This window comes from Methanolobus tindarius DSM 2278, assembly GCF_000504205.1.
In the GTDB taxonomy this organism is placed as follows: Archaea; Halobacteriota; Methanosarcinia; order Methanosarcinales; family Methanosarcinaceae; genus Methanolobus; species Methanolobus tindarius.
Genome location: NZ_AZAJ01000001.1, coordinates 2,813,254 through 2,836,312, shown reverse-complemented (window position 1 = coordinate 2,836,312; position 23,059 = coordinate 2,813,254). Strand labels below are relative to the sequence as shown.

At 36.8% G+C, this 23,059-nt stretch carries 21 protein-coding genes and 1 tRNA gene; 7 read left to right on the top strand and 15 right to left on the bottom strand.

The annotated features are described in order from the left end of the window. Positions 1–317 precede the first annotated feature (317 nt). The 3 genes from METTI_RS13435 to METTI_RS13425 form a co-directional block, all read right to left on the bottom strand. Positions 318–2,333 carry a sodium-translocating pyrophosphatase gene (locus METTI_RS13435; protein WP_023846375.1) on the bottom strand — a complete coding sequence of 672 codons (2,016 nt, stop codon included), beginning with the start codon at positions 2,331–2,333 and terminating at the stop codon, positions 318–320. A 223-nt stretch (positions 2,334–2,556) separates the two neighbouring features. After that, positions 2,557–3,012, bottom strand: coding sequence for a hypothetical protein (locus METTI_RS13430; protein ID WP_023846374.1), 456 nt, complete (start codon positions 3,010–3,012; stop codon positions 2,557–2,559). A gap of 86 nt (positions 3,013–3,098) precedes the next feature. After that, the gene (locus METTI_RS13425) at positions 3,099–3,548 is read right to left on the bottom strand and encodes a hypothetical protein (RefSeq protein WP_023846373.1); all 450 of its coding nucleotides are present in this window, start codon (positions 3,546–3,548) and stop codon (positions 3,099–3,101) included. Positions 3,549–3,936: 388 nt separating this feature from the next. Between METTI_RS13425 and METTI_RS13420 the strand changes: the two genes are divergently transcribed. Together METTI_RS13420 and METTI_RS13415 are read left to right on the top strand one after the other, a co-directional pair. Next, the gene (locus tag METTI_RS13420) at positions 3,937–4,164 is read left to right on the top strand and encodes a hypothetical protein (RefSeq protein ID WP_023846372.1); all 228 of its coding nucleotides are present in this window, start codon (positions 3,937–3,939) and stop codon (positions 4,162–4,164) included. 239 nt (positions 4,165–4,403) lie between these two features. After that, positions 4,404–5,471 carry an exonuclease/endonuclease/phosphatase family protein gene (locus tag METTI_RS13415; RefSeq protein WP_023846371.1) on the top strand — a complete coding sequence of 356 codons (1,068 nt, stop codon included), beginning with the start codon at positions 4,404–4,406 and terminating at the stop codon, positions 5,469–5,471. 86 nt (positions 5,472–5,557) lie between these two features. Here METTI_RS13415 and METTI_RS13410 read toward each other — a convergent pair whose 3' ends face one another. Then, the gene (locus METTI_RS13410; protein ID WP_245596136.1) at positions 5,558–6,121 is read right to left on the bottom strand and encodes a flavodoxin family protein; all 564 of its coding nucleotides are present in this window, start codon (positions 6,119–6,121) and stop codon (positions 5,558–5,560) included. Between the two features lie 168 nt (positions 6,122–6,289). On the opposite strand from METTI_RS13410, the gene METTI_RS13405 reads away from it, so the two are divergent. Both METTI_RS13405 and METTI_RS13400 read left to right on the top strand, forming a co-directional pair. Further along, positions 6,290–6,643: a winged helix-turn-helix transcriptional regulator gene (locus tag METTI_RS13405; protein WP_023846369.1), complete on the top strand. Its 354-nt coding sequence runs from the start codon at positions 6,290–6,292 to the stop codon at positions 6,641–6,643. A gap of 226 nt (positions 6,644–6,869) precedes the next feature. Continuing rightward, a complete protein-coding gene (locus METTI_RS13400) occupies positions 6,870–7,640 on the top strand; it encodes a hypothetical protein (RefSeq protein WP_023846368.1) in 771 nt (256 codons plus the stop codon). 55 nt (positions 7,641–7,695) lie between these two features. Here METTI_RS13400 and METTI_RS13395 read toward each other — a convergent pair whose 3' ends face one another. The 3 genes from METTI_RS13395 to METTI_RS13385 all read right to left on the bottom strand — a co-directional run bounded on the left by METTI_RS13395 (position 7,696) and on the right by METTI_RS13385 (position 10,352). Beyond that, positions 7,696–8,976 carry an NCS2 family permease gene (locus METTI_RS13395; protein WP_245596133.1) on the bottom strand — a complete coding sequence of 427 codons (1,281 nt, stop codon included), beginning with the start codon at positions 8,974–8,976 and terminating at the stop codon, positions 7,696–7,698. Positions 8,977–9,156: 180 nt separating this feature from the next. Beyond that, complete coding sequence (locus METTI_RS13390; protein ID WP_023846366.1) at positions 9,157–9,357, bottom strand: hypothetical protein; 201 nt, start codon at positions 9,355–9,357, stop codon at positions 9,157–9,159. A gap of 374 nt (positions 9,358–9,731) precedes the next feature. Next, positions 9,732–10,352: a LysE family translocator gene (locus METTI_RS13385; protein ID WP_023846365.1), complete on the bottom strand. Its 621-nt coding sequence runs from the start codon at positions 10,350–10,352 to the stop codon at positions 9,732–9,734. 194 nt (positions 10,353–10,546) lie between these two features. On the opposite strand from METTI_RS13385, the gene METTI_RS13380 reads away from it, so the two are divergent. Then, positions 10,547–13,525, top strand: a complete 2,979-nt coding sequence (locus METTI_RS13380) for a PAS domain S-box protein (RefSeq protein ID WP_023846364.1) — start codon at positions 10,547–10,549, stop codon at positions 13,523–13,525. A 466-nt stretch (positions 13,526–13,991) separates the two neighbouring features. Here METTI_RS13380 and METTI_RS13375 read toward each other — a convergent pair whose 3' ends face one another. Further along, positions 13,992–14,837 (bottom strand): coiled-coil domain-containing protein, encoded by an 846-nt coding sequence (locus METTI_RS13375; RefSeq protein ID WP_023846363.1) that lies wholly within the window; start codon positions 14,835–14,837, stop codon positions 13,992–13,994. A 278-nt stretch (positions 14,838–15,115) separates the two neighbouring features. Here METTI_RS13375 and METTI_RS13370 point away from each other — a divergent pair, with 278 nt between their 5' ends. Both METTI_RS13370 and METTI_RS15890 read left to right on the top strand, forming a co-directional pair. Continuing rightward, positions 15,116–16,015, top strand: coding sequence for an IS5 family transposase (locus METTI_RS13370; protein WP_023846362.1), 900 nt, complete (start codon positions 15,116–15,118; stop codon positions 16,013–16,015). 711 nt (positions 16,016–16,726) lie between these two features. Then, the gene (locus METTI_RS15890) at positions 16,727–16,873 is read left to right on the top strand and encodes a hypothetical protein (protein ID WP_023846361.1); all 147 of its coding nucleotides are present in this window, start codon (positions 16,727–16,729) and stop codon (positions 16,871–16,873) included. 258 nt (positions 16,874–17,131) lie between these two features. Here METTI_RS15890 and METTI_RS15355 read toward each other — a convergent pair whose 3' ends face one another. From METTI_RS15355 to METTI_RS13340, 7 genes are all read right to left on the bottom strand, one after another. After that, positions 17,132–18,913 carry a sensor histidine kinase gene (locus METTI_RS15355; protein ID WP_023846360.1) on the bottom strand — a complete coding sequence of 594 codons (1,782 nt, stop codon included), beginning with the start codon at positions 18,911–18,913 and terminating at the stop codon, positions 17,132–17,134. A 458-nt stretch (positions 18,914–19,371) separates the two neighbouring features. Then, entirely contained in the window at positions 19,372–19,530 is a 159-nt protein-coding gene (locus METTI_RS16285) for a DUF6326 family protein (RefSeq protein WP_394296227.1), read from the bottom strand. 308 nt (positions 19,531–19,838) lie between these two features. Continuing rightward, positions 19,839–20,063: a hypothetical protein gene (locus tag METTI_RS13360; RefSeq protein ID WP_048135500.1), complete on the bottom strand. Its 225-nt coding sequence runs from the start codon at positions 20,061–20,063 to the stop codon at positions 19,839–19,841. Positions 20,064–20,243: 180 nt separating this feature from the next. Next, complete coding sequence (locus METTI_RS13355) at positions 20,244–20,843, bottom strand: hypothetical protein (RefSeq protein ID WP_023846359.1); 600 nt, start codon at positions 20,841–20,843, stop codon at positions 20,244–20,246. Between the two features lie 161 nt (positions 20,844–21,004). After that, positions 21,005–21,090, bottom strand: a tRNA-Ser gene (locus tag METTI_RS13350). Positions 21,091–21,222: 132 nt separating this feature from the next. Continuing rightward, on the bottom strand, positions 21,223–21,975 hold the full coding sequence (locus tag METTI_RS13345; RefSeq protein ID WP_023846358.1) for an FKBP-type peptidyl-prolyl cis-trans isomerase: 753 nt from the start codon (positions 21,973–21,975) through the stop codon (positions 21,223–21,225). Positions 21,976–22,137: 162 nt separating this feature from the next. Continuing rightward, positions 22,138–22,878, bottom strand: a complete 741-nt coding sequence (locus METTI_RS13340) for a hypothetical protein (protein WP_156916291.1) — start codon at positions 22,876–22,878, stop codon at positions 22,138–22,140. Between the last annotated feature and the right edge of the window lie 181 nt (positions 22,879–23,059).

The following is a 23,059-nucleotide window of genomic DNA, read 5'->3' as shown; positions in this document are numbered from 1 at the left end:
ATGCGCGGGTGGCTCTTTTCATACACTAAACCCACTCCCACACTTAAACCCCACTCCCCAAATACATTAAACCCAACCACCCGTGCAAACACAATAATCTTTTTTATATGACTTTTCTGTATATACTTTCAATAACAAATTGAGATTCAGCTTTGCATTTTTGATAGCATTTGTCTGATTTTAGTATTAATTTAAGATACAGTTATAGAATACATGCTTAGCGTACTGAAATTATCAAATACGGTAAGAGCAGAAAACAGATATAATAAAAAGAAAAAGAGTTTCCGGCAAAAGCCGGAATTATTTGTTTATTTTACTTAGAACAGTCCTGCACCGATGAACAGAGATGCGAACAGGATTGCAACCATGTTCACTACTTTGATCAGAGCGTTAAGTGCAGGTCCGGATGTGTCCTTGAATGGGTCACCAACAGTGTCACCGACTACAGCTGCCTTGTGAGCTTCTGAGCCTTTTCCACCGTGCTCTCCGTCTTCAATAAGCTTCTTGGCATTGTCCCATGCTCCACCACCGTTGTCCATTGTGAGTGCAAGTAAAAGACCACAGACAATAATACCGATAAGAAGACCACCAAGAGCTGCAGGACCGAGTACAAGACCTACAATAAGTGGTGTGAAGATTGCAAGAGCACCAGGTATTGCCATTTCTTTAATTGCTGCTGCTGTTACGATGTCAACACACTTACCATATTCTGGCTTTGCAGTTCCTTCCATGATTCCTGGAATTTCACGGAACTGGCGGCGAACCTCGTTAACGATCTTGAATGCTGCCTTTCCTACAGCCTGCATTGTTACAGCGCTGAAGACGAATGGAAGCAGTCCACCAATAAAGAGACCTACAAGAACTACTGGCTTTGTAAGACTGAGATCTGCACCTGTAAGGCCTACCTTACCTGTGTAATCTGCGAAAAGTGCAAGTGCACCAAGAGCTGCTGAACCGATTGCGTATCCCTTTGTAACAGCCTTTGTGGTGTTACCTACTGCATCGAGTGCATCAGTGATCTTACGTACGCTGGATGGCATACCTGCCATTTCTGCGATACCACCGGCATTGTCAGTGATTGGACCGTATGAGTCAAGAGCTACTATCATACCGGTTGTTGAGAGCATTGCTGCTGCTGCGATTGCAATTCCGTAAAGACCGATTGCAGGGCTTGCTGCTCCACCTACTATGAAGAATGAAGCCAGAATACCCACAATGATGATGACTACAGGAAGTGCTGTACTCTCAAAACCAATTGCAAGACCGGAAATTACGTTTGTACCGGCACCTGTTTCGGATGCTGCTGCAATTGTCTTTACAGGACGGAATGAAGTTGAAGTGTAATATTCAGTGAAAACCACCATGAGAACCATGATGACTACACCCACAACAGCTGCATAATAGAAACTCATACTCATTTCAAGGTACTGAGTTACGAAGTAGAATGCAATCAAACAAAGAATAGCTGAAACTGCAACTCCCTTGTAAAGAGCTTTCATAATCTTTCCATCACTGCCTACCTTCACAAAGAAAACAGAAATGATGGAAGCAAAGATTGCCACTGAACCAAGAATCAATGGGTAAAGAATTGCGTTAGAGAATGTATCAAGGATGAGTGATCCAAGAAGCATTGATGCGAGAACTGTTACTACGTATGTTTCGAAAAGGTCAGCACCCATACCGGCACAGTCACCAACGTTGTCACCTACGTTGTCAGCAATTACACCAGCGTTACGTGGGTCATCTTCAGGAATTCCTGCTTCAACCTTACCTACAAGGTCTGCACCCACATCGGCTGCCTTGGTGAATATTCCACCGCCAACCCTTGCGAAGAGACTGATAAGACTTGCACCGAAACCGAAACCGACTACAAGATCCACATCACCGTAAAGTATGTAGAAACCACTTGTACCGAGAAGTGCAAGACCGACCACAGCAAGACCTGTTACAGCTCCACCACGGAATGCAACGGACATTGCCTTCTGAAGGCCCTTTGATGCTGCGCTTGCGGTTCTGACGTTTGCCCTTACAGACACGTTCATACCTACGTAACCTGCTGCTGCAGAACTTAGTGCACCAACAAGGAAACCGGCAGCTATCTTGCCACCTTCAGGAAGAAGAGCAAAGATAAGTGCTGCAAGAATGACAGCAACGATTGCTATTGTTTTATATTGACGATTCAAATATGCCATCGCACCCTCCTGGACGGCACCTGCTATTTCCTGCATTTTCTCTGAACCTGCATCCTCACTAAGGACACTTTTTGCAAAGAAACCAGCAAATAACAAACTAACGAGACCAGCAAGAGGGGCAAGATAAATTAATGCTTCCATATTAAAACTCCTCTCAAAGTTTAATTTTATTCTGATTTTAAATGTAAATTTAACTATAAATTTTATAATCGATACTATTATAATAGTTATAAAGCAACAGGTCACTTACAATATGACTTGCTACATAAATGTAACCACGAAGCGTATAATACTGATATATCCTATATAAAGGTAGGCCGAAATTGTGCACACATAATATGAATATGTCGCTGGGAATGGCTACTTACATTCCCCCGCCTATCTGCATCAGCTCAAAATCTATATCTTCAGGAACATCTACCCTGAAAACAAAAACATTATACCTTGATCTCCTGGCAGCCGAGATAGCTGTTTTTTCCTCATGACTAAGGTTTCCATCTGTACTGGCGATGCATAAGGATTTTTTAGAATCTTTCACCAGGAAATCAAAATGATGTCCGTAAGCATTCAGAAACTCCACAAGTTCACTCAATTCCTCCCAGTTTTCACACATATGTGTACTTTTTGTAGCGGAATTGCTGACATACCAGTCCCTGCTCATATAAGGATATGCAGCATATTGATCCCGAAGGTCATCATGTGCCTTGTGTATCTTTGAAATATCAGTATTAAGATCAATCCATTTCCAGCCCTGTTCAGAAAAATAGCGTGACGCTACAATTGATACAATCCTATCCTTATCCTTTTGGTCAAGCTTCATTTTAACACCTGTTGCCTATAATGAGGCTTATGGCATTTAATCATATATTAGTATCGTATCCATATGTTCTATTTAATCAACAGGAATCATGCGGGTGGATAATTAAAACAATGAATCGTTTCCGTAGAGGTCATATTTATGCATTTAATAATTTCAATTCCAGTGATTTCTTCTTTAGTTGAGTTCTCAGAATTGATTAAAATACTGCCTTCAATCGACACAACCGAACCTGCGGGAACATACCGTTCAATTTCACTGATTAATGACTGCTGAGTTGAAAGTATTCTGGAGTCAGAAGAAAGAACAGGTTCGATAGTATTTACATAGATATCTTCGTTGCCACTATTGTAAAACGTCATGTTGTAGTTATATACTTCAGTAAAGCTATCGTTTCCAGAGTGACCGGACATAACGCTCTCCACAAAAATCAGACCTTCCACCGGTACAGGACCACATGAAAGAGAGCTTACACTAAGTCCTATCAGAACTCCTATAAAAAGAAGTACTGACCCATGCAGAAATCTTTTGTCTATCATCCTTGCCTCCTTTTTCAGATATTTAGTACATTAACTTTCATAAATATGAGTTTTCAGTCTTAAACGACTTGGTAAAATAGAGTATTGCTCCATGGAGCAATGGGAGCCTGTGTTCTCAAAATATCAAAAACTGGTTGGTATGGTACAATAATGAGACGATGGTGGTAATTTCAGCTCCCATTGTCTTAGTAACTATATGGAAGACATACTATATAAAATATGACCGGACTAGTCTAAAAAATATAAAATTGATAATAATAATGTATCGAAATGGAATTCAAAGGAGAACACAAGGAATATAAACGTGAACACAAATATATAAAATTTGAAAATATATTAATTAGTATACTGTGCTAAAATTATCAAAATTACAATTAGGAGAAGAAAAATGGACTGTAGGACATGTAGCTATAAAAAAAATATTCCCCTATTTTCTAAATGTGCAGGTGTTCCCGGAAGAGCAAGGGTTGGAACTGCATATTACTGTAGCCATCCGGATATGCAAAACCCGGTACCAGTAATTGTTTCTGAAAATATTCTAGAAGGTTGTCCTGTTGACAACAATCACCTTGAACTCAAAAAAGAACTGGAAGAAGCAGGGATTATTGAATCCTGAGTTTTAAAAACACATCGAATTATCGCTTTTTTACCAGAATAATTCTTTTTTTGAAAAATAACTTTCAGCAAATCCCTGTAACTTACATATCTGAGTCTTTTAAAAGATTCAGATATCCGCATTTTCGGATTTTTTATATTCAACAGTTCTTAAAAAATATGCAATTGACTCATTTAGAGAAACTATAAGTATAAATCAATAGCAACCAATCATATGATATTCAAAAGGAGTATCATACGATGCATAAACCGAATATTATACTTTTTATTACACTTGTTACATTAATTATATTAGCCTGTGTAAGTTCAGGATGCCTGTCTGACCTGGAATCTAAATTGCCTGAAACTATGGTCATAAATGACCATGAAAATACAAACAACATTAGTGACATTACAGAAAATAATACAATTGCCGATGAATATAGCAATGACCATAAGAACTTCAGTGAAGAATCGCAACTTACTTCCGTAGGAGATATTGAAGAAAACACAAACATTGAAACTGCTCCTGAACCGGAACCGGTTACAAATAATGTGGAAATGCTGAAAATAGGTTCTTTCAACATCCAGGTATTTGGAGTAACAAAAGCAGGAAAAACAGAAGTTATGGAAACCATTGTAAAGATAGTCCATGACTATGACATTATTGCAATACAGGAAATAAGAGACGCATCTCAGACAAGCTTACCCGCACTTATGGACATGGTGAACTCTGATGGGTATCAATACGATTATGTAATCAGTGAGAGACTTGGAAGAACATCCTCAAAAGAGCAATACGCATACATATTCAATACTGATACTGTCGAAATTACCGGTGATCCTCAGACGTATCCCGAAGCAAATGGAACAGACCCATTCCACAGGGAACCTTTTATTGCAGCTTTCAGCTCCACAGAAGGTAACTTTGACGCAGTCCTTATGGTGATTCACACTGATCCCGATGAAGCCACTGAAGAAATTAATGCGCTGGATGACGTTCTGGAATATTCACAAAATGAGTATCCTTATGAAAAGGATTTTATTATCCTTGGGGATCTGAATGCAGACGGTTCCTATTTTGATGAGGATTCAACAAATGATCTCGATACATATGAATGGATAATAAACAACAGTGTAGATACAACTACAAAATCCACTGATTACAGTTATGACCGTATAATCCTGACTGACAGTTCAGACTTCACAGGCAATAGTGGTGTTTTCAGGTTTGATCTTGAATACGGACTTGATTATAATGAAACTGTGGCAGTATCTGATCACTACCCGGTTTATGCGGAATTTATTGCAGTAAATGACGAGGATTAAAACCGCAAAAAAGATTTTTCAGTAAAAAACCTGAATTTAGAAAAAGGGACATGCAGGATGCATGTCCTTTAGGAATACAAAATCAATTAAGCAAACAGCTGGGTTCCTGCGGTTTTAGCCTGGCCCATAAGCTCTGCATTTTCTTTTGCCTCACCAGGTGCATGGTGTCCGACATCTACAAAGGTACCTTTAACTTCCATTCCAAACATCTGGAGTATCTGGCCAAATTCTTCAAAGACTCCCTTGAAAGCATCTGGTTCCGGGTTGCCCTGTGCACTTACAATAATAGCCTTCTTTCCAGCCTCGATACGGGGTGTGAAATCAGGATTTACAAGTGCCCAGCAGCGGTCAATTACCTGACGCATCTGGCTTGTGAACTGGAAGAAATAAATAGGGGAGCCGAATACAAAGCCATCCGCATTTTTAAGAGCATCGTAGACTTTAGACATGTCATCTTTTAGTTTGCATGCATCAACTTCCCTGCAGTATGTGCATCCCTGGCATCCTTTTATGTTCATTTCATTAATGTAGAATTTCTCCACATCTGCTCCTGCTTCTGCAGCTCCGTCAAGAACCTGCTGGACAAGTACGTCGGTGTTACCGTTCTTTCTTGGACTTCCTACAAAACCTACTACTTTCATTTTGACCATTTCCTTTAAGCTTGAATCGTAAATTACTGTAAAATATTCAAAATGTAGATGTGTATGCACTATATTTATACCGCATACAGTCTTTTTTGATAGTCACTAACAAAAAGTATAGTAATAATAACATCAAGAAAAGGACAAGAAATAAAGAAAACAAAGAGGAGGGAAAACATGGAAAATACTAAAAAAACCGACTGTGGATGCCCTGTGGAAGCAACACTTGGCGTTATTGGAGGAAAATGGAAACCACTTATACTCTGGCAGCTAAAAGAAGATGTTCTTCGCTACAATACACTTCAGCAGATGTTACCCGGCATATCCCCCCGTATGCTGACAAAACAACTTCGTGAACTGGAAGATGACGCAATTGTGAACCGCAAAATGTACCCTGAAATACCTCCCAGAGTCGAGTATTCACTCACAGATTTCGGGAAAACCATCATCCCTGTACTTGAAGCCCTGGCACAGTGGGGACTAACATATATGGACATACAGCAGGACAGAAAATGCGAAGTGAGAAAATAGTTATAAATTGATTTATATATACACCACAAATTATTAAATACATTAAATATAATATAGCAGTGGTATAGTGAATTTTAGTTCTGAGGTGTGGCTTCTTTCTCTGAATCCTCCTAGTTGTCCTCACCCGTCTTAAGCGGTACCCACACCTCAGAAGAATTTACCATGACATTATTTAGACTGGAAAAATATTTTATTTTTTAAAGCATTCTTCTCATGGGTTGCCAATATGAAGATCAGAATGCTGTTAACATTGTTCACATGTATTTTTCTTGCAATATCACTTGCTCTGGTATCCGGTTGTGTTGAAGATACGGATGAGACAAAAGAAACTGAAGATCCTGTTGTAGTTGTGAATGAAACTGAATTTGAACAAATAATGGAAGAAGCTAACACAGCTTACGTTAATGCGCTTATATCAACCAGCCAGAAGAACGTAAACGCATCACAATCCTCCATTAATGAACTGGTGAACAAGTTGAGCTATGTATATGATACATACGGAGAAAATCCTCCTGAAATGTATTCTGAAGACAGGAATTGGGAGATAGAGATCAAAAGGTCAGTGCTGATAGCAAAGCATTCACAGGAGATGCTTGAAGAGGGAGATATAGAAGCTTCCCATGAGGGACTTGAACCTATGAGGGATCTTTTCTTCAGTCTGCATGAAAGAAACAACGTTCTGCATATGGGAGATTATCTTACTAGATTCCATATGAACATGGAGGAAGCAATTGACGCTGCAAATGTAAATGATACAGAAACAGTTAGCTCATATATTCCAACTCTTAAAAGTGAATGGCAGGATGTTAAAAATGCAGAAAAACCACCAAGCGCAGATGATAATTACAACCAGTCACTGGCAACTGTAGATACTGCAATAGAAGTTCTTGGAGAATCTGCATCAACCGGAAATTCCACACTGTTAAAGGAAGATGCTGAAAAGCTCAGGCTTGCGTTTGCAAAAGTATTTGCAAAATATGGTGTTGTAATATCCTGAAAGAAAATGAAAAAGGAAGAAAATAAAGCGTGCAGATTTTATGCACTTTGATTCCTCAATAAGGGTAGAAGATAAAGAACATTGAACACAGGATAAAAAGTCCCCATGCAATCGGTTTAACTTCACTGCCTTTTCCACTTATGAGTTTGAGCAACGGGAACAAAACAAAACCTGCACAAAGACCTACTCCTAGATTGTAGATAAAACTCATAAGAACTATTACTGCCATTGCAGGTATCATCTCTGTGAGGTCTTCCATATCTATTTTTTTAATTGCACTCATCATCATAAGACCTACGACTATCAATGCAGGTGCAGTTGCCGCGGAAGGTATAGCTGAGAACAACGGAGAAAAGAAAAGTCCCATGGCAAAAAGTATAGCAACAACAACTGCAGTTAAACCTGTTCGACCACCTTCTTCAATACCGGCAGCAGATTCAATGTAAGTTCCTGTAGTTGTTGTACCTGCAAGAGCAGCAAAGACTGTTGCAAGGGAGTCTGCCAGAAATGGTTTGTCGAGGTCGTGAAGATTTCCCTGCTCATCCATGAAACCTGCTTTCATTGAAACACCGACCAGAGTTCCCATTGTATCCATGAGGTCCATTGTGAACATGGTAAGTATCACAGCAAAAAAACCCCAGGTAAGTGCACCTGTAATATCAAGCTGAAGGAGTATTGGTGCGATGCTTGGTGGCATACTGATCACCTGTTCAGGTGCCTGTGCAACACCCAGAATGAATCCAAATATTGCCGTTACAAGGATGCCAATGAGAATGGAACCTTTAACGTTCTTTATCATTAGCACACTTATCAGAAGAAAGCCGAAAAGTGCAAGAGCAACAGGTATTGTGTTGAGAGCCCCCACATGCAGAGGAGCTCCTTCGACTCCAAGTGCCACTATTTGTGCATTAACAAGTCCGATAAAAGTAATAAAAAGACCAATACCAACAGCAAAACTGTATTTGAGATTGTCAGGGACAGCATCTATCATTTTCCCCCGCAGGCCTGAAAGTGTCAGAACCGTAAAAAGCACACCACTTATGAATACAGCTCCAAGAGCTGTCTGCCATGAGTATCCTAACACACCTACAACCGTGTAGGCAACAAAAGCATTCTCACCCATATAAGGCGCAATTGCCAGTGGTTTTTTGGCATATATACCCATTATCAGTGTTCCAAATATCGCAGACAGAATTGTTGCAACCATTGAAGGACCAAATGGTATTCCAGCAGCTTCCAGAATTGCAGGATTTACTACAATAATGTAGGCCAGTGTCATGAAAGTTACAACTCCGGCCATAATTTCTGTCTTTACATCAGTACCATGTTTTTTCAATTCAAAAAAATCTTCCAGTAAGTTTCCTATTTTAAAACCCCCTCAGAATAAGTCAATAATATAAAATACCTAATTTTTAATTGATAGAGACTAATATATAAATATGTTTATTGTAGATAGAAATACAACAAAAAAGTAACACTAAAGAAATAGGTTTCCTGTGAATACAGGAAAACGACATTATTCTATGACCATAGAACCGGTTGGCATCATGTCATCCGGCGGTGCAACACCGTGTTCTGCCCTGTAAGCTTTTCTTTTGCATACATCCATTTTTGGCCCTTTGCAATACATGGCAATGAAACCACTGCATGCTGCCTGTTTAGCATTCTGGTATTTGTTGAAGAAACCACATTTTGAAAGTAATTCGCATTCTGTCATAGAAACTCCCTCACATATGATATATAGAAATAATTATATAATGAAGCATATATATGTTTTGATAACGGTGTTAACTTATTGCTAAATATAGAGATGGAAATTTTAATTTTTGAAAAAGATAATATTTAAATAAGGAATTTTAACAGGATTTTTTAATTATTTGGCACGAACAAAAATGTTTATTCCATAAAATCAACTTAAAAGTTACTTCAATTTCAGGTTTTATAGTTGTCAGGGCATAATTAATTATATCTGTTTTAGCAGAATAAAGTTGACAAGAAAAATATGTATTAATAACAATATTCCCCATGTAGATTTGCTGTTATGTGCTACAGGCTATTGGAATCATTACATAGATTCTTGCAGTTTCTTCTTTAATTCAGCAACTCCAATCCTTCTTTCAGGAAATAGAATGCGAAGACCATATAAACAATTCCCAATGAGCGAATTGTATATAGATAATACTTGCTTTTTAAAAATCCTCTTGATTTTCCCACCATCATTGCAATAACGATTTTAGACCCGACAAGCAAAGCATAAAATCCTGCAATGAAAAATATCGCTGAAAAAGTACTTGCTTCCTGGGCTTTGAAAAGTATTGGCCCGCCTATTGCAATCCAGAAAAGGTATGGATGAGGACTGAGGAAATTGGCAATAATTCCTTTCTTTAAAGAATCAGGTTTTTGTGTATCAAGCTTAAGATTAACACTCTTTGTTTTTAAGGATGAAATTCCAAGGGAAATCAGATAAAGGGAACCTGCCAGACTGATTAATGCAATAACGGGATCGTAATTCTCAAATTTCAGAAGGAAAAGCAGGATTATGGAAACTATAAGAATATCTGTTATAAACGGGGACACTGCAACCTTAATTCCTGCATGTGAACCATGCTTAAGTGATTCAGAAATAGTCATGGCCAACAGCGGACCCGGCGATATACCGGATGCAAATCCCAGAAGTATTCCAGATATCATAAACTCATTTATCAGAACCATATCTCAAATGCGTATTGATTTTAAATGTTTAAAGCTGTTGATTCAAAATTTTATTTCACCGTACCTGTACAAAATATACATAATGTTAGCAGTGAATAATATATATTTAATACATATATATTAAGTAAGAACTATGATTTGAAAAAATCCCATAATAAGAAAATTAAAAATGCTGATATCAGGAATACGAATAAATGAGTATGATGGCAAATTTTAAATCGAACAAATACCTGGCACTAAAAGTTGCACTTTTCTACATATTTATGGCCACTTTATGGATACTGGGCTCGGATACTGTACTTAGCTGGATAGTAACAGATCCTGACATGTATATGCAATTCCAGACCTATAAAGGAATGTTCTTTGTCATTGCAACAGGTTTCTTGATTTTTTTGTACCTGAATCCTAAAATAAAAGATTTCAATAAGTCAAGAATTAATTTACTTGAAACAGAATCTCTGCTCAAAAAAAGACTGGATTATGAACTGACAACAATCGAATGTATGCGACTGCTTCAGGAACCTGGAGATATTGATGAAATTATGCCACGTATACTGAAAAAAATCCATCATACTGTAAGCAATAGCAGAACCTACATATTCAGAAATGAAGAAGACACAGAACTGGGTCTGTGCATGTCCCAGGTATATGAAGAAGTTTCAGAGGGTATTGAAGCCCAGATAGATAACCCTGAGCTGCAACATCTTCCATATTCAGAAGGCGCTCCGACACTTCTGGAAATAATAGTATCAGGTCAAAATTATTCGTATATTGTTGAAGAACTCGAAGAACCTGAAAAATCTATTCTTAAAGATCAGGGAATCCTTGCTATATTGATAATACCGATTTTCTCAGGAGAAAAACTCTGGGGATTTATAGGCTTTGATGACTGCGTTGAAGAGCGCAGGTGGCATAAAGACGATGTGAATCTGCTTAGGGTTGTTGCCGATGGTATTGGTGAAGCTATTTTACGTAGAGACTCTGAAAGAGAACTAATAGATAGTGAAGAAAGATTCAAAGCATTGCACAATGCCTCTTTTGGTGGTATTGTAATACATGATAAAGGATTCATTGTAGATGTTAATCAGGGATTTTCAGATATAACCGGTTATTCGCATGATGAACTCATTGGAATGAGCAATTATACCTTAATTGCGGAAGATTGCAGAGAAACTGTAAGGAAGAACATAAATTCAGGATATGAAGAGCCTTACGAAATTACCATGTTAAGAAAAGATGGTACTACTTATCCTGCAAGGATACAGGGTAAAATAATTCCTTACAAAGGACAATACTTCAGAGTTGCAGAAATTAAAGATATAACTGAACAGAAACTATCAGAAGAACTACTTCGTGAGAGTGAGCAGAAACAGGCTGCTATGATAGAAAACATTTCAGATGTTATTGCAATTGCAGACCGGAACGGAATAATCAGATACAAAAGTGCCAACGTTGAAAAATGGTTTGGCTGGAAACCTGAGGAGCTTATTGATACTGACCTATTTGACAAAATTCACCCTGATGAACAGGAAAATACAAAAGACTTTTTCCTGAATATCTTAGACAATAAAAGAGATACTTTTTCCTCAAAGATAAGATACCAATGTAAAGATGGTACATATAATTGGATAGAATTTACCGGAAGAAACCTTCTGGATGATCCTATTATTCAGGGAATATTATTCAACTACCATGACATCACTGAAAAGAAAGAGGCTGAAGATGCACTCCTGGAAAGTGAAAAGAAGTTCCGTACATACATAGAGAATGCTCCTTACGGAATTTTGATCGTGGATGAGAATCAGAAGTTTGTAGAAGTGAACGAAACCATATGCATTATGACTGGCTACCGTGTGGATGAACTCATCGGGATGGACATGTTTAGCAGAGTAGCTCCTCAGTCCAGAGATGAAGCTGTGAAGGGATACCACAAACTAATTACAACAGGTTTTGTCAGTGAAGAATTACTCATCAACCGCAGGACAGGAACTAATTTCTGGATGAGGGTTGATGCGGTAAAACTGTCAGATACCAGATCTATCCTGTTTGCAAGGGATATCACTGAGAGAAAGAATGCCGAGAATGCGGTTCTGGAAAGTGAGAGGAAATTCCGCACATATATAGAGAATGCACCATATGGAATATTCATCGTTAATGAGAAAAACGATACCTTTGAGGAAGTGAATGAAACTGCCTGTATCTTAACGGGATTTTCAGAAAAAGAACTGCTGAAAATGAATGTGTATTCACGTGTAGCGCCTGAATCACAGTATAAAGGTATTCAGGGTTATCATGAGTTGAAATCGAAAGGATTCTCCAGTGTAGAGTTAAAGATTCTGCAAAAAAATGGTAATGGTGTCTGGATGAGGATTGATTCAGTCAGACTATCTAACGGCCGTTTTATTATGTTTGCCAATGATATTACTGAAAGAAAAGATGCCGAGTTCTCACTCATTGAAGCAAAAATGCTTGCTGAAGAGAACAACAGGATGAAATCCGAATTCCTTGCCAATATGAGCCATGAACTAAGAACACCACTTACAGCAATTATTGGTTTTTCAGATGTATTGAATGATGAGATATTCGGAGAACTTAATTATAAGCAAAAAAGACATGTTAAGCATATAAATAACGGTGGAAGACACCTTTTAGATCTTATTAATGATGTTCTTGACCTGTCAAAGGTGGAAGCAGGAAAAATGGAGCTGAACCGTGAAGTATTCAGCATTTCAGATCTTTTAGGGGATATCAGGGAATCTATATCCCCAATGGCGTTAAAGAAGAATATAGATCTTGAAATAACCAATCATATTGAAAGTCAGGAAATATCTGCTGACAAAATGAAACTTAAACAGATACTGCTAAACCTGCTTAGCAATGCCATTAAATTCACCCCTGATAATGGTAAAGTTTCAGTAACAGCAATAAAGGAAGACAGTGAGATAAAAATATCAGTTTCTGACACTGGAATTGGAATTCCGGAAGATATGCATGAAAGCATTTTCAGTCCTTTCACACAGGTAGATTCTTCAAACAAAAGGGAATATGGCGGAACCGGTCTTGGACTTGCACTTGTTAAACAGTTTGTAGAGATGCATAATGGTAGTATCTGGCTTGAGAGTAATGAAGGTGAAGGCAGTATATTTGTATTTACAATTGAAGACCTTAATTAAAATAAAACCATTTTAGTAACTGTAAATCAATAAACTTCATAATAATTAATTTGTTTCACAACAGATTTTCAGGTTTAAAGCAGGATATAAAAATTGAGGCGCGTGTTTAATCTGCTGATGCTAGTGTGGGAGTGGGTTAGTAAGTTAAAAATCGAGTAAGCAAATCATTGCGCCTCAAACATAAATAATATAAATTCTATATATACTTTGTTATATAATTTTAAGTAATTAATTTTTACTTTAAGATAACCCACAGGCATAGAACGGCAAAAAGGCACGTGCACCCCTCAGTAAGTATTGGTTGGTATGCGAGTTCCCGCTAAAGACATGACATAAACATGCCACCGTGCCTTATGATTGGAATTAATCAAATATTATTTAAGTTTTTATGAATTGTTCTGATTTGTTAAAAGTGAGATACAGAAATACATTAGCAAAAAGATTAGTATTAAAAACGAATCACAAATCAGTTAGCAAGAAGCTCTTGATTCTGCTCAAATATACTTGAAAATATTTTCATGCTATTTAATTTTTCATTCGCTTTTTCAAGTCTGGCTTTAACTTCATAGAGATCATCTTCAAGGATCTTGATATATGCCATTTGCTGCTCTATTCTGGCATCCTTTTTAATGATATCAAGCTGCTGCCTGTGAATAGTCACATGCTTGTTAATTTCTTCTTCTGTCTTTTGCTTCAGATGGACAAGTTCCTCTTCACGGGATGAAAACTCCTCTTCCTGCACAGACAAAAGCTCACGAAGGTGCCGGACATATTCCCTCCTGCGTTCTACTTTTTCTGTTTCAACTTCAATATCCATTTCTCCGGAAGCAATCTCTTTTTTTATTGCAGCAATTTCTTTTGCCCTGGAATCAAGCCTCATTCTGGTCCTTTCAAGCCTTTTCTGTTGCTTCTTAAGAGCCAGCTCTTCCTCATACTGGCCACGCAAGACCCTGTATTGTTCACAATTTCTTTGCTGGAGTGATTCCTTATTAATATCGTATTTATCCATACGGGTGGAAAGTTCTGCTTCCAGCTTTAGAAAAGAAACATGTTTCTTTTCATATTCCTTCTTTGCCTGTTTGAGAATTTCACTTTTATTAGCAAGGTTTTCAAACTCTGTTGTGATTAGCTTTTTTGCATCACGTATCCTGTGATATTCTTCAATAATATGAGCTTCATCAGACTTTATTTGTTCTTTTTTCAAAGCTATTTCAGCACGCTTTTTCTCAATATCATCGAGTTGGCTGAAGTAGGAAGCCTTAATGTCTTCAAGATTCTGGAGTTGATTCTGATAGAAAAGTTCCTCGCTCATGTTATAGTCCTTTTTTATGAATGTATTAATCTAAGAAATGGTACTTGTGCTGTATATACAGTGTAATTATGTCGATATATAAAAGAAACATGTCCATAATTTCAAATTCTATTCCCTAATATGAACATTGCGAACATTCAGTGCATAAATAAAAAAATTATACAAATAATGGCTCTGTAGAAAACCTACTTCGGATTTTATTTTAGCATACTAATTTAAAAATAATAAATCCCCTGAGTATTACTTACCACAGAAAACACAAAGGGGATGATTGTGTTTTGTCTAATAAGTACTTAAAGTTTGTTGATACAGCGTTAGCTGTATCAGGAAACTCACACCTGCAAATTTATAGTTGTAAATATTCTAAAAGAAAGTATACTCAACACCAGCTATTGACACTAGTTTTGTTGAAAGAGTATCTTGATGAGGATTATCGAGATATCGTTGAAATTGTAGAATTAATGGATAAAGTCAAAGAAAGAATTGGACTTAAACAAGTTCCACATTTCACTACACTCCACAAATTCATTCAGAGATTAAAATCTATTTATTTCAATGGATTATTGCATCAAACATTGAAACTGTTTTATTCACATGGTGAACAAATAGAGATTACTGCTGTTGATTCAAGTGGATTTACAAGTGGCCATTGTAGCTACTATTATTCCTGGAGAACAGGAAAGAAACGAAGATCTTTCCTGAAAACAAGTATCTCAGTTGATACTGGAAAGTTCATTATTACTGGTTTCAAGATATCAGGCAAGCCTGTTCATGATGCAAAGCATGCAATGGCATTGCTGAAGCAATGCCATAAGAATCGTAAATCCAAGTACTATGTCATGGACAAAGGGTACGATTCTGAAGAAATACATTCATTAACAAGAGAACAACTTGAATCCATAGCCATGATTCCTTTGAGACAAAGAAAGAGGAAGAGAATAAAAGGAGTGTACCGCAGAAAAATGGTATGGGAATTTGATAAAGATTTGTATCATAACAGAAATCTGGTTGAAACAATGTTCTCTGTCCTGAAAAGGAAATATGGTGAGGAAATTAGGGCAAAAAAGTATTGGAATCAACTGAAAGAAGTAAAATTCAAACTATTAGTGCATAACCTTGACAGATATGTCATGGTTATACTTATTGTCAAAATAAGGATTTCTACAGAGCCCAAATAATAGCAAAATTAATAAAAAAACAAGAATGTTATAAACTTTCGTTTTAACAACTACAAAAAGAAGTATAAAAATAAAGTATAATGAAATTTACCTAAATGCACAGAAATAGTTCAACTATAATTATAAAATATAAATATACAAGCAGTAATGCCTTTAAAATATTAAATCAGGAATAACATCAATGATATCAACAAATGCACCCTGCTGTATATACGTTTATGCGTGTGTCTTTTTGTTACCAAAAAGGGATTTAATATTAAGTAGTGTATAAATGAATAGTGCTATCAGCAAACGCATGAGTGCCCCTCCGCTTATTCTTTCTTTAGTACCATTGTTTTTTCCAGGAACCGCACCATACCTGAACTCAAAGCTGTTCCTTTGCTATACCAGGCACCAACAAACAATATTCAAAAGATGAATCTTACATTATTCATCATTATGAATCCCTATTATTGTATATTAGTGCTTATGAGTAATTTTACAAAATGGATCTATATATACATTTCCATTTTGATTTCTAAGAAAAAAGCTTCTTCATCACTTTTTTTCTGTGCACCTGTGAGATTTAACAATTATTGAGTATTTAAAGAAAGGATATGTAATCTATATAGTCTTTATAATCTAATTGTATAATACATAATATCCTAGATACTGCCTATAAATAGAATGAAGGCTTAGTAAAGCCTACTCGCTAAAAAAGGGGAATAAAAAATGATGGGAAAACCGAACAAGCTAGAAACATGCCCTGAATGTAATTCAAAACTGAATGAAAATGAAAATATCCAGTATTGTGAAAACTGTGGTTACTGGACACAAAAAGGAACCGTAAGGTTTGAATCTATTGCTATTTTCGCCTGAGCTGAAATAGCGATTCATTCATCTTTTAGGCATCAAGAATCTTTAGGTATCAAGCGTCAACAAAGTTAAGGCCTTAGGTCTTCATTTTTAAGTTAATAGCAGGTATATGATTCATACTGTATTTAAATAATATATTCAATTACTGAATTTTATCATTATTAACCAGATTATAATTATTATTATTAGTATTATCACTATTATTACTATTATCATTGATATTATACTTGACAGATTTCCAGTTCGGAATCTGGTTACATTCTATTCAACAGGGAGGTCAAAACCAAAAGTAGAACCTTTTCCAGGTTCACTTTCAACCCAGACGGTTCCATTGTGCATTTCCACAAGCCTCTTCACAATAGCAAGGCCAAGGCCTGTTCCTTCGTATTTCCTGTTGTGAGCATTATCCAGTTGGCCAAAGACTGTGAAGAGTTTATTCTGATCTTCATTGGAAATACCCGGACCTTTGTCAGTTACCTCAAAAGTAACTTTTGATGTTCCAGACTTTACATTAAGATTCACGACACCACCTTCATCTGAGAATTTTATAGCATTGCTGACAAGGTTGAACAGTATCTGTTCCAGTTTAACCTTATCGACTTTGATGTTCTGCAATTTTGACTCCACATTCTTTACGAGATCAATGTTCTTTTTTGAAGCAAGAGAATAACAGGAACCTACCACTTCATCAATCGCATCCATTATTGAGATAGCTTCAATAGTTAATTCCATTTTTCCGGCTTCTATCTTAGAAATATCAAGAATATCATTTATAACAGAGAGCAGATGTTTTCCACTACGGGAAACATTACCAACATACCTTGTCTGTTTAGGGTTTAAAGGACCAAATGTGTTCTCAAGAAGAATATCTGAAAAACCAATTATTGAATTTAGAGGTGTACGCAATTCATGACTCATGTTTGCCAGAAATGCACTTTTTGCGGTACTTGCCGATTCTGCCTTTTCAGCCAGATAATTGGCTTTTTCAGTTGCTGCCCGAAGTTCCTCTTCTGCAATTTTACGTTGTGTTATGTCACTTATAATAACCATCTGACCCATTGTATTTCCTCTTTTGTCATGGATGGGAAGAAAAGTGATATTTAACCAGAAAAGTTTCTCGTTTATAGTCTCATTGATTTCAATAATACTTGTGGTACTTGAATCCGGTTTTCTATTCAGAATCCCGCACCAGGGCTCAGATAACTCTGAAACACGCATCCCTACATCTTTTAGTCCAATATTACTTTTTTGCATTGCAGAATTGTTATAGTCTACGATCCTCTGCTCTTTATCAAAAACCACAACACTATCAGGCAGATGTTCAAAAAGAAGACCTCGTGCAAGAGGTGTCAGGTTAAATAATTTATAACGTGTAAATCCTATGAAAATTATAATGGCGCTTAATGTCAGGGAGAATGGAGCTGGATCTATACCCCATGGCGACATACCACTCAGATGAATAAGTAAAGTTGCAAACGGCATTAATGAACCGACTATAACTATCATTATCTGCTTACGAAAAACAGGAAGAGTGCCCTGAAGAACACTGAAAAGCATACTTAAACCCAGAATGATACAAAAATTGGCATAGGTAAAATGTACCCAGTACCATATTCCGGGTTGATATCCAAGAACAGGGAACAGACCGCCATATTGTATATAATCGACTTTGTGATACAGGGTATGGTATTCTGTTGTCAGGACGAGCAGGAGAGTTGTAGTTGATATTGATACGAAAAATACTAACAATTTTTTTGGAAACCAGTTTTTTCTGCCACTATAATCTATAATGAATAATAGGAAAAACAGTGGTATGAAAGCTACCCCTAAGTATTCCAGTTTATAGAAGAATAGCAGAGTTGGCAGAGTGTCCGAAGATATTTCAAATGCATAAAAGAATGAGTAAAAGGCAATTGAGCTCAGGAGCATTCCAATGTACTTTGAACCCGGAGTTGACTTGTAATCTTTGATTATGTAGTAAAGAAGCACACAGACAATTAAACATGATACATACAATGGAATTGAATAAATGTTAAAATACATGTTTGCACCGATAATTGTCTCATTTTTTGATCAACAAAGATAACATTAAACCTAAAATTGCTATACAGTTAATTGCCTTGAAAAAACAGGATCTTATTATGCCTACCAACACCCAAATGAATTCTGATACATAATGCTTCAGATTCACTTGCAATTATTATTGATTGTACAATATATAACATTTATTATTAGCTGTTCAGCAATGGCAGTATAATGAATGGTAAGACAAAAGATAGTTAGTAGAACAATAGCACAGGAAGAGATGATTTTTGAGATGACTATATAGAATAACGATGGAACTGTACATTACATAATGCTATAGTAAATATAGTGTGAAACTATTAGTAGAAAAACGCTATCATGTACCACTACGGGATTAAAATTCCGGTTGTCTTTGCGGCCTGTAGGATCTTGTACATAATAACCCCAAAAAATGACTATCCTACATGTCATTATTTTTACCATAATCTGAAATTGTATTTTTGAATTTGCAATCCTGTTTGCCCTGTAGTCAACATACTTGAGAGAAGTACCAGTGTAATTGGAATCTCTATCAATACGGACACATTCAACAGGAATTGCTGTGTGATATCCATACAACCAACTGTTCCTGTCAGAACTTAACTGAGTAGATGTTTCTACCTGGATTACAAGGACTAATTTTAACTATATAGTTCCATTAGCTTACAAATAAGTAAGATGTTATCGAAGATGAGCTGAAGTTTGGGGTTAAAAGACTTGGAATTTAGTGTACGATATGGGACGTCAATTCGGGACGTTGACGTTCCATACCTTCCTTAGTAAATGCTGTCATTCTATAGTTTCTACAGTTTTCAATATTGGTTAAAATAGAAAAGAAAAATGACAATAACCCCCATCACCCTACTCCTGAATGAATGTTAAAGAGAGCTTTACCCCCACTCCCTTAACACTCATACTCTTTCCGGAGGAGGAAGGAAATGCTGATGTCAAGACGGAGAGGGAAGACATCTTTCAGCATTTCCATGCAATCCAATTCCTTACGTTTTTCTACCGGAGAGATTCCAGATAATTTCCATATCGTACCACCAAATATGGATGATTCCCATAACGTACCACCGCATGGTCTTTTTGTGACATTTGCCGTCTGGCAGTTCTTGCCACAGTTCATAGTATTATTTTCTACTATATTAATATATCTATATTTTAATATATAGTGAGTATCATTATGATGATATTATTGTTTTGAAGAGTGAGGAAAAACAGAACAAGAAATACTATAAAATAAATAATTCATTGTGATTCAGTAATCACAATATCAGAATTCATAGGAAAGTAACACATCTTAATTTTATTGTTGAATCAGTTTTTGAAAGTCATTTTTATATCTTATTGTTTCTGGATGAGTCAATATTATCTTTTTTTTATTAGAAACTATCAGACTGGTTATCAAATGGGCAGGATATACTAACAATAGATAAACAAAAATAGATCCCAAAAATAATATAAGACGTGAATAACCATAGAACAAATCAATGGAATACATCATTACGAGAAAAGATATTGCAATCCACAAATAGAACCATAACGGTGTTAGAACCATAAAATTAGCTTTTATTTGTAATTTTTCCGAGTCCAAACCTTCAAATACAAATTCTAACGCATCAAACTTTTGTTTTTTTGTAATCTTATTTGAAAAGACAGTGACTTTTTGAACTATATAAATATCATCTACTTCAAAATCAGGTTTGTGGAAAATATATCGACTTTCTTTCTTTGAAGTTAGTACTTCAAAACGTATCTTTTTATGACCTGCACACCGATAATAATCCCATATACGATTTACAAGGTCTTCACCCTGAATTTTAGTTATAACCTCAAAGCTCAGCACTGAGGAATCAAAAGAATGGTCAAAAATACTGGGCCCTGTCAACAAACCGATTATGCTCATATATCAATTCCACAAAAGTATGTTATGACTTATAACAAATACATAATAGTAATATAAATATTTGTACTAAAGTCTGGAAATAGAAAATATCACAATTGATCCAAAGATTCAACTATTTCATAAAGCTGATTGTTTTACAACGAATAAAAAAAGTATGTCGACGCTGAGGGAGAGATTCGAACTCTCGCAGCGCGTTAGCACTACCGGTTTTCAAGACCGGCGCCGTAGTCCACTTGGCTACCTCAGCATGTCGGATGGTATCTTAATAGCGACCAGACATATAAGCGTTTTGATACAAAATCGATATTGACAGTAATTGTCAATGATATATTTAAGAGATTTTTTAATTGTTATATAAAGTAAGAAGTTAAGAGGAAGATTATTCCTCTTCGATTTCAGCTTCTTCGTCCTCTGCAGGAGCTTCGGTTGCCTCAGGAGCTTCCTCAACTGCCTCAGGGACGTATGGGTGTCTCTCGACAAATTCAAGGCTTTCAATGCCAAGCTTGTCAATGAGCTCACTTGCGATGGTCATCTTGGATACAATCCATCTCTGGTTGAAACCAAGCTCGATTGGAGTGTAGATTCTGATAAGGTCATCTGTAACCTCAACCTCAATCTCCGGCATGCCGGTGTAGAGTGAAAGCAGACCCTGTGCCTTAGCAACCTTGTCCTCGATCTTCTCTTCGATTGTGTACTCGTACTCAACTTCCTTACCTGCAAGAGCATGGTTCATGTCTACACGTACTCTGCGGCCGATAACCTGTGAGATCACACCACGTTTGCCGTTGAGCTCGATAGGCATTCCTGGGTATGGTCTCTGGTCACCAAGCTGTTCCTTAATCTTTGTAACTGAAACAGTCTCAACAAGAGCAGGGTTGTGTGGACCGAATGCCATCTCTGGAGCAATAGTGATTGAACCGGAGTATCCTACTTCCTTACCAATAAAGTCCTCATCAAGACCTTTGATTGTGTGGCCGGAGCCAACGATTACAACATCGCCGCCGTAAACACCGCGTGGGTTGTAGATACCATTGTCTTTTGCAAGCTGTTCATCGGTAGTGTCAAAGATCTGTCCTTCATTGAACTTACCAGTGTAGTTTATCTTTATGAAATCGCCTTTCTCAATTGCCAAATTGATCAACTCAATATAAATTATTTGATTAATAGTCAGATTTATAGATAAAATCCATGAATTGAATTACCTGCACGCTATACTCATAGGCCTTTAAGAATCTTTTGCCAGCAAAACAAAGGAGCAGCTAAAAAGTATATAAAAAGGAAATACAAGGTATAATCAAAAAGTATCATCCACCACAATACCAAGAACAAACTCCCTTTCAGGATCATCAAGAAGAGTAATTGAAGAAGGAAGCTCCAATAATTCTTCAAAACCGTGGAACATATTCTCAAAAGGAACTCTGGTATCGTGCCAGTCAACCTTTCTGCTGTGGCTCAGTACACCCTTACCCTCACGATACTTGTAATTATCACGTACCCTGCCAATAGCTACCTGCTTCTCGCACATCAGAGGGATAGCAATCAGGTCATAAATTCTTATATCATTAACAAAATGCAGCACATCCTTAGCCCACACCTCGAGCAAATCAACTGGAGGAGTGCTCAGCCTTGCAAGCAAAGCTTTCTTCATCTGCTCCACACGCTCAAATTCATCGAACTCATGCATTGTAGCATCGAACTGCTTGACCTCATCATCAAACTTCTGGAGCTTAGTATTTAGACGCTTCATTTTTTTGATCATTTCAGGTCTTTCTGTTGAGTAGTCAACATTCTTAATAGCATCCTCAAACTCTTTCCTGAATTTCTGGTCAAATTCCCGGTATTTGTCTCCAAAATGCATATATTTCTTGTATTTTGGTGACCGGTGCTTGATATCCATTAATTCATCACCGAACAGATCCATGATATGCAGGTTCAGGTCAAAAGAAATAAAATCCCTCTCTATGCAGGACTTTTCCTGCACACCGCAATAACCTGTGCGTACTACCCATACATTGTTCCTGTGTTCGCGTACCATATCTTTCACCATTCAAGAAACCTGATTTAACTTATACTAAATAAAAGATGACTCTATGCTTTCTTACATATTGATAAATAATTATCTAATTACCAGTAATAGTTAGATATATCTAATAGAATGTGGTTTTTGATAAGCATATTGAGTCAAGGATAAAAGAAGTTACGGATAAAATACACTT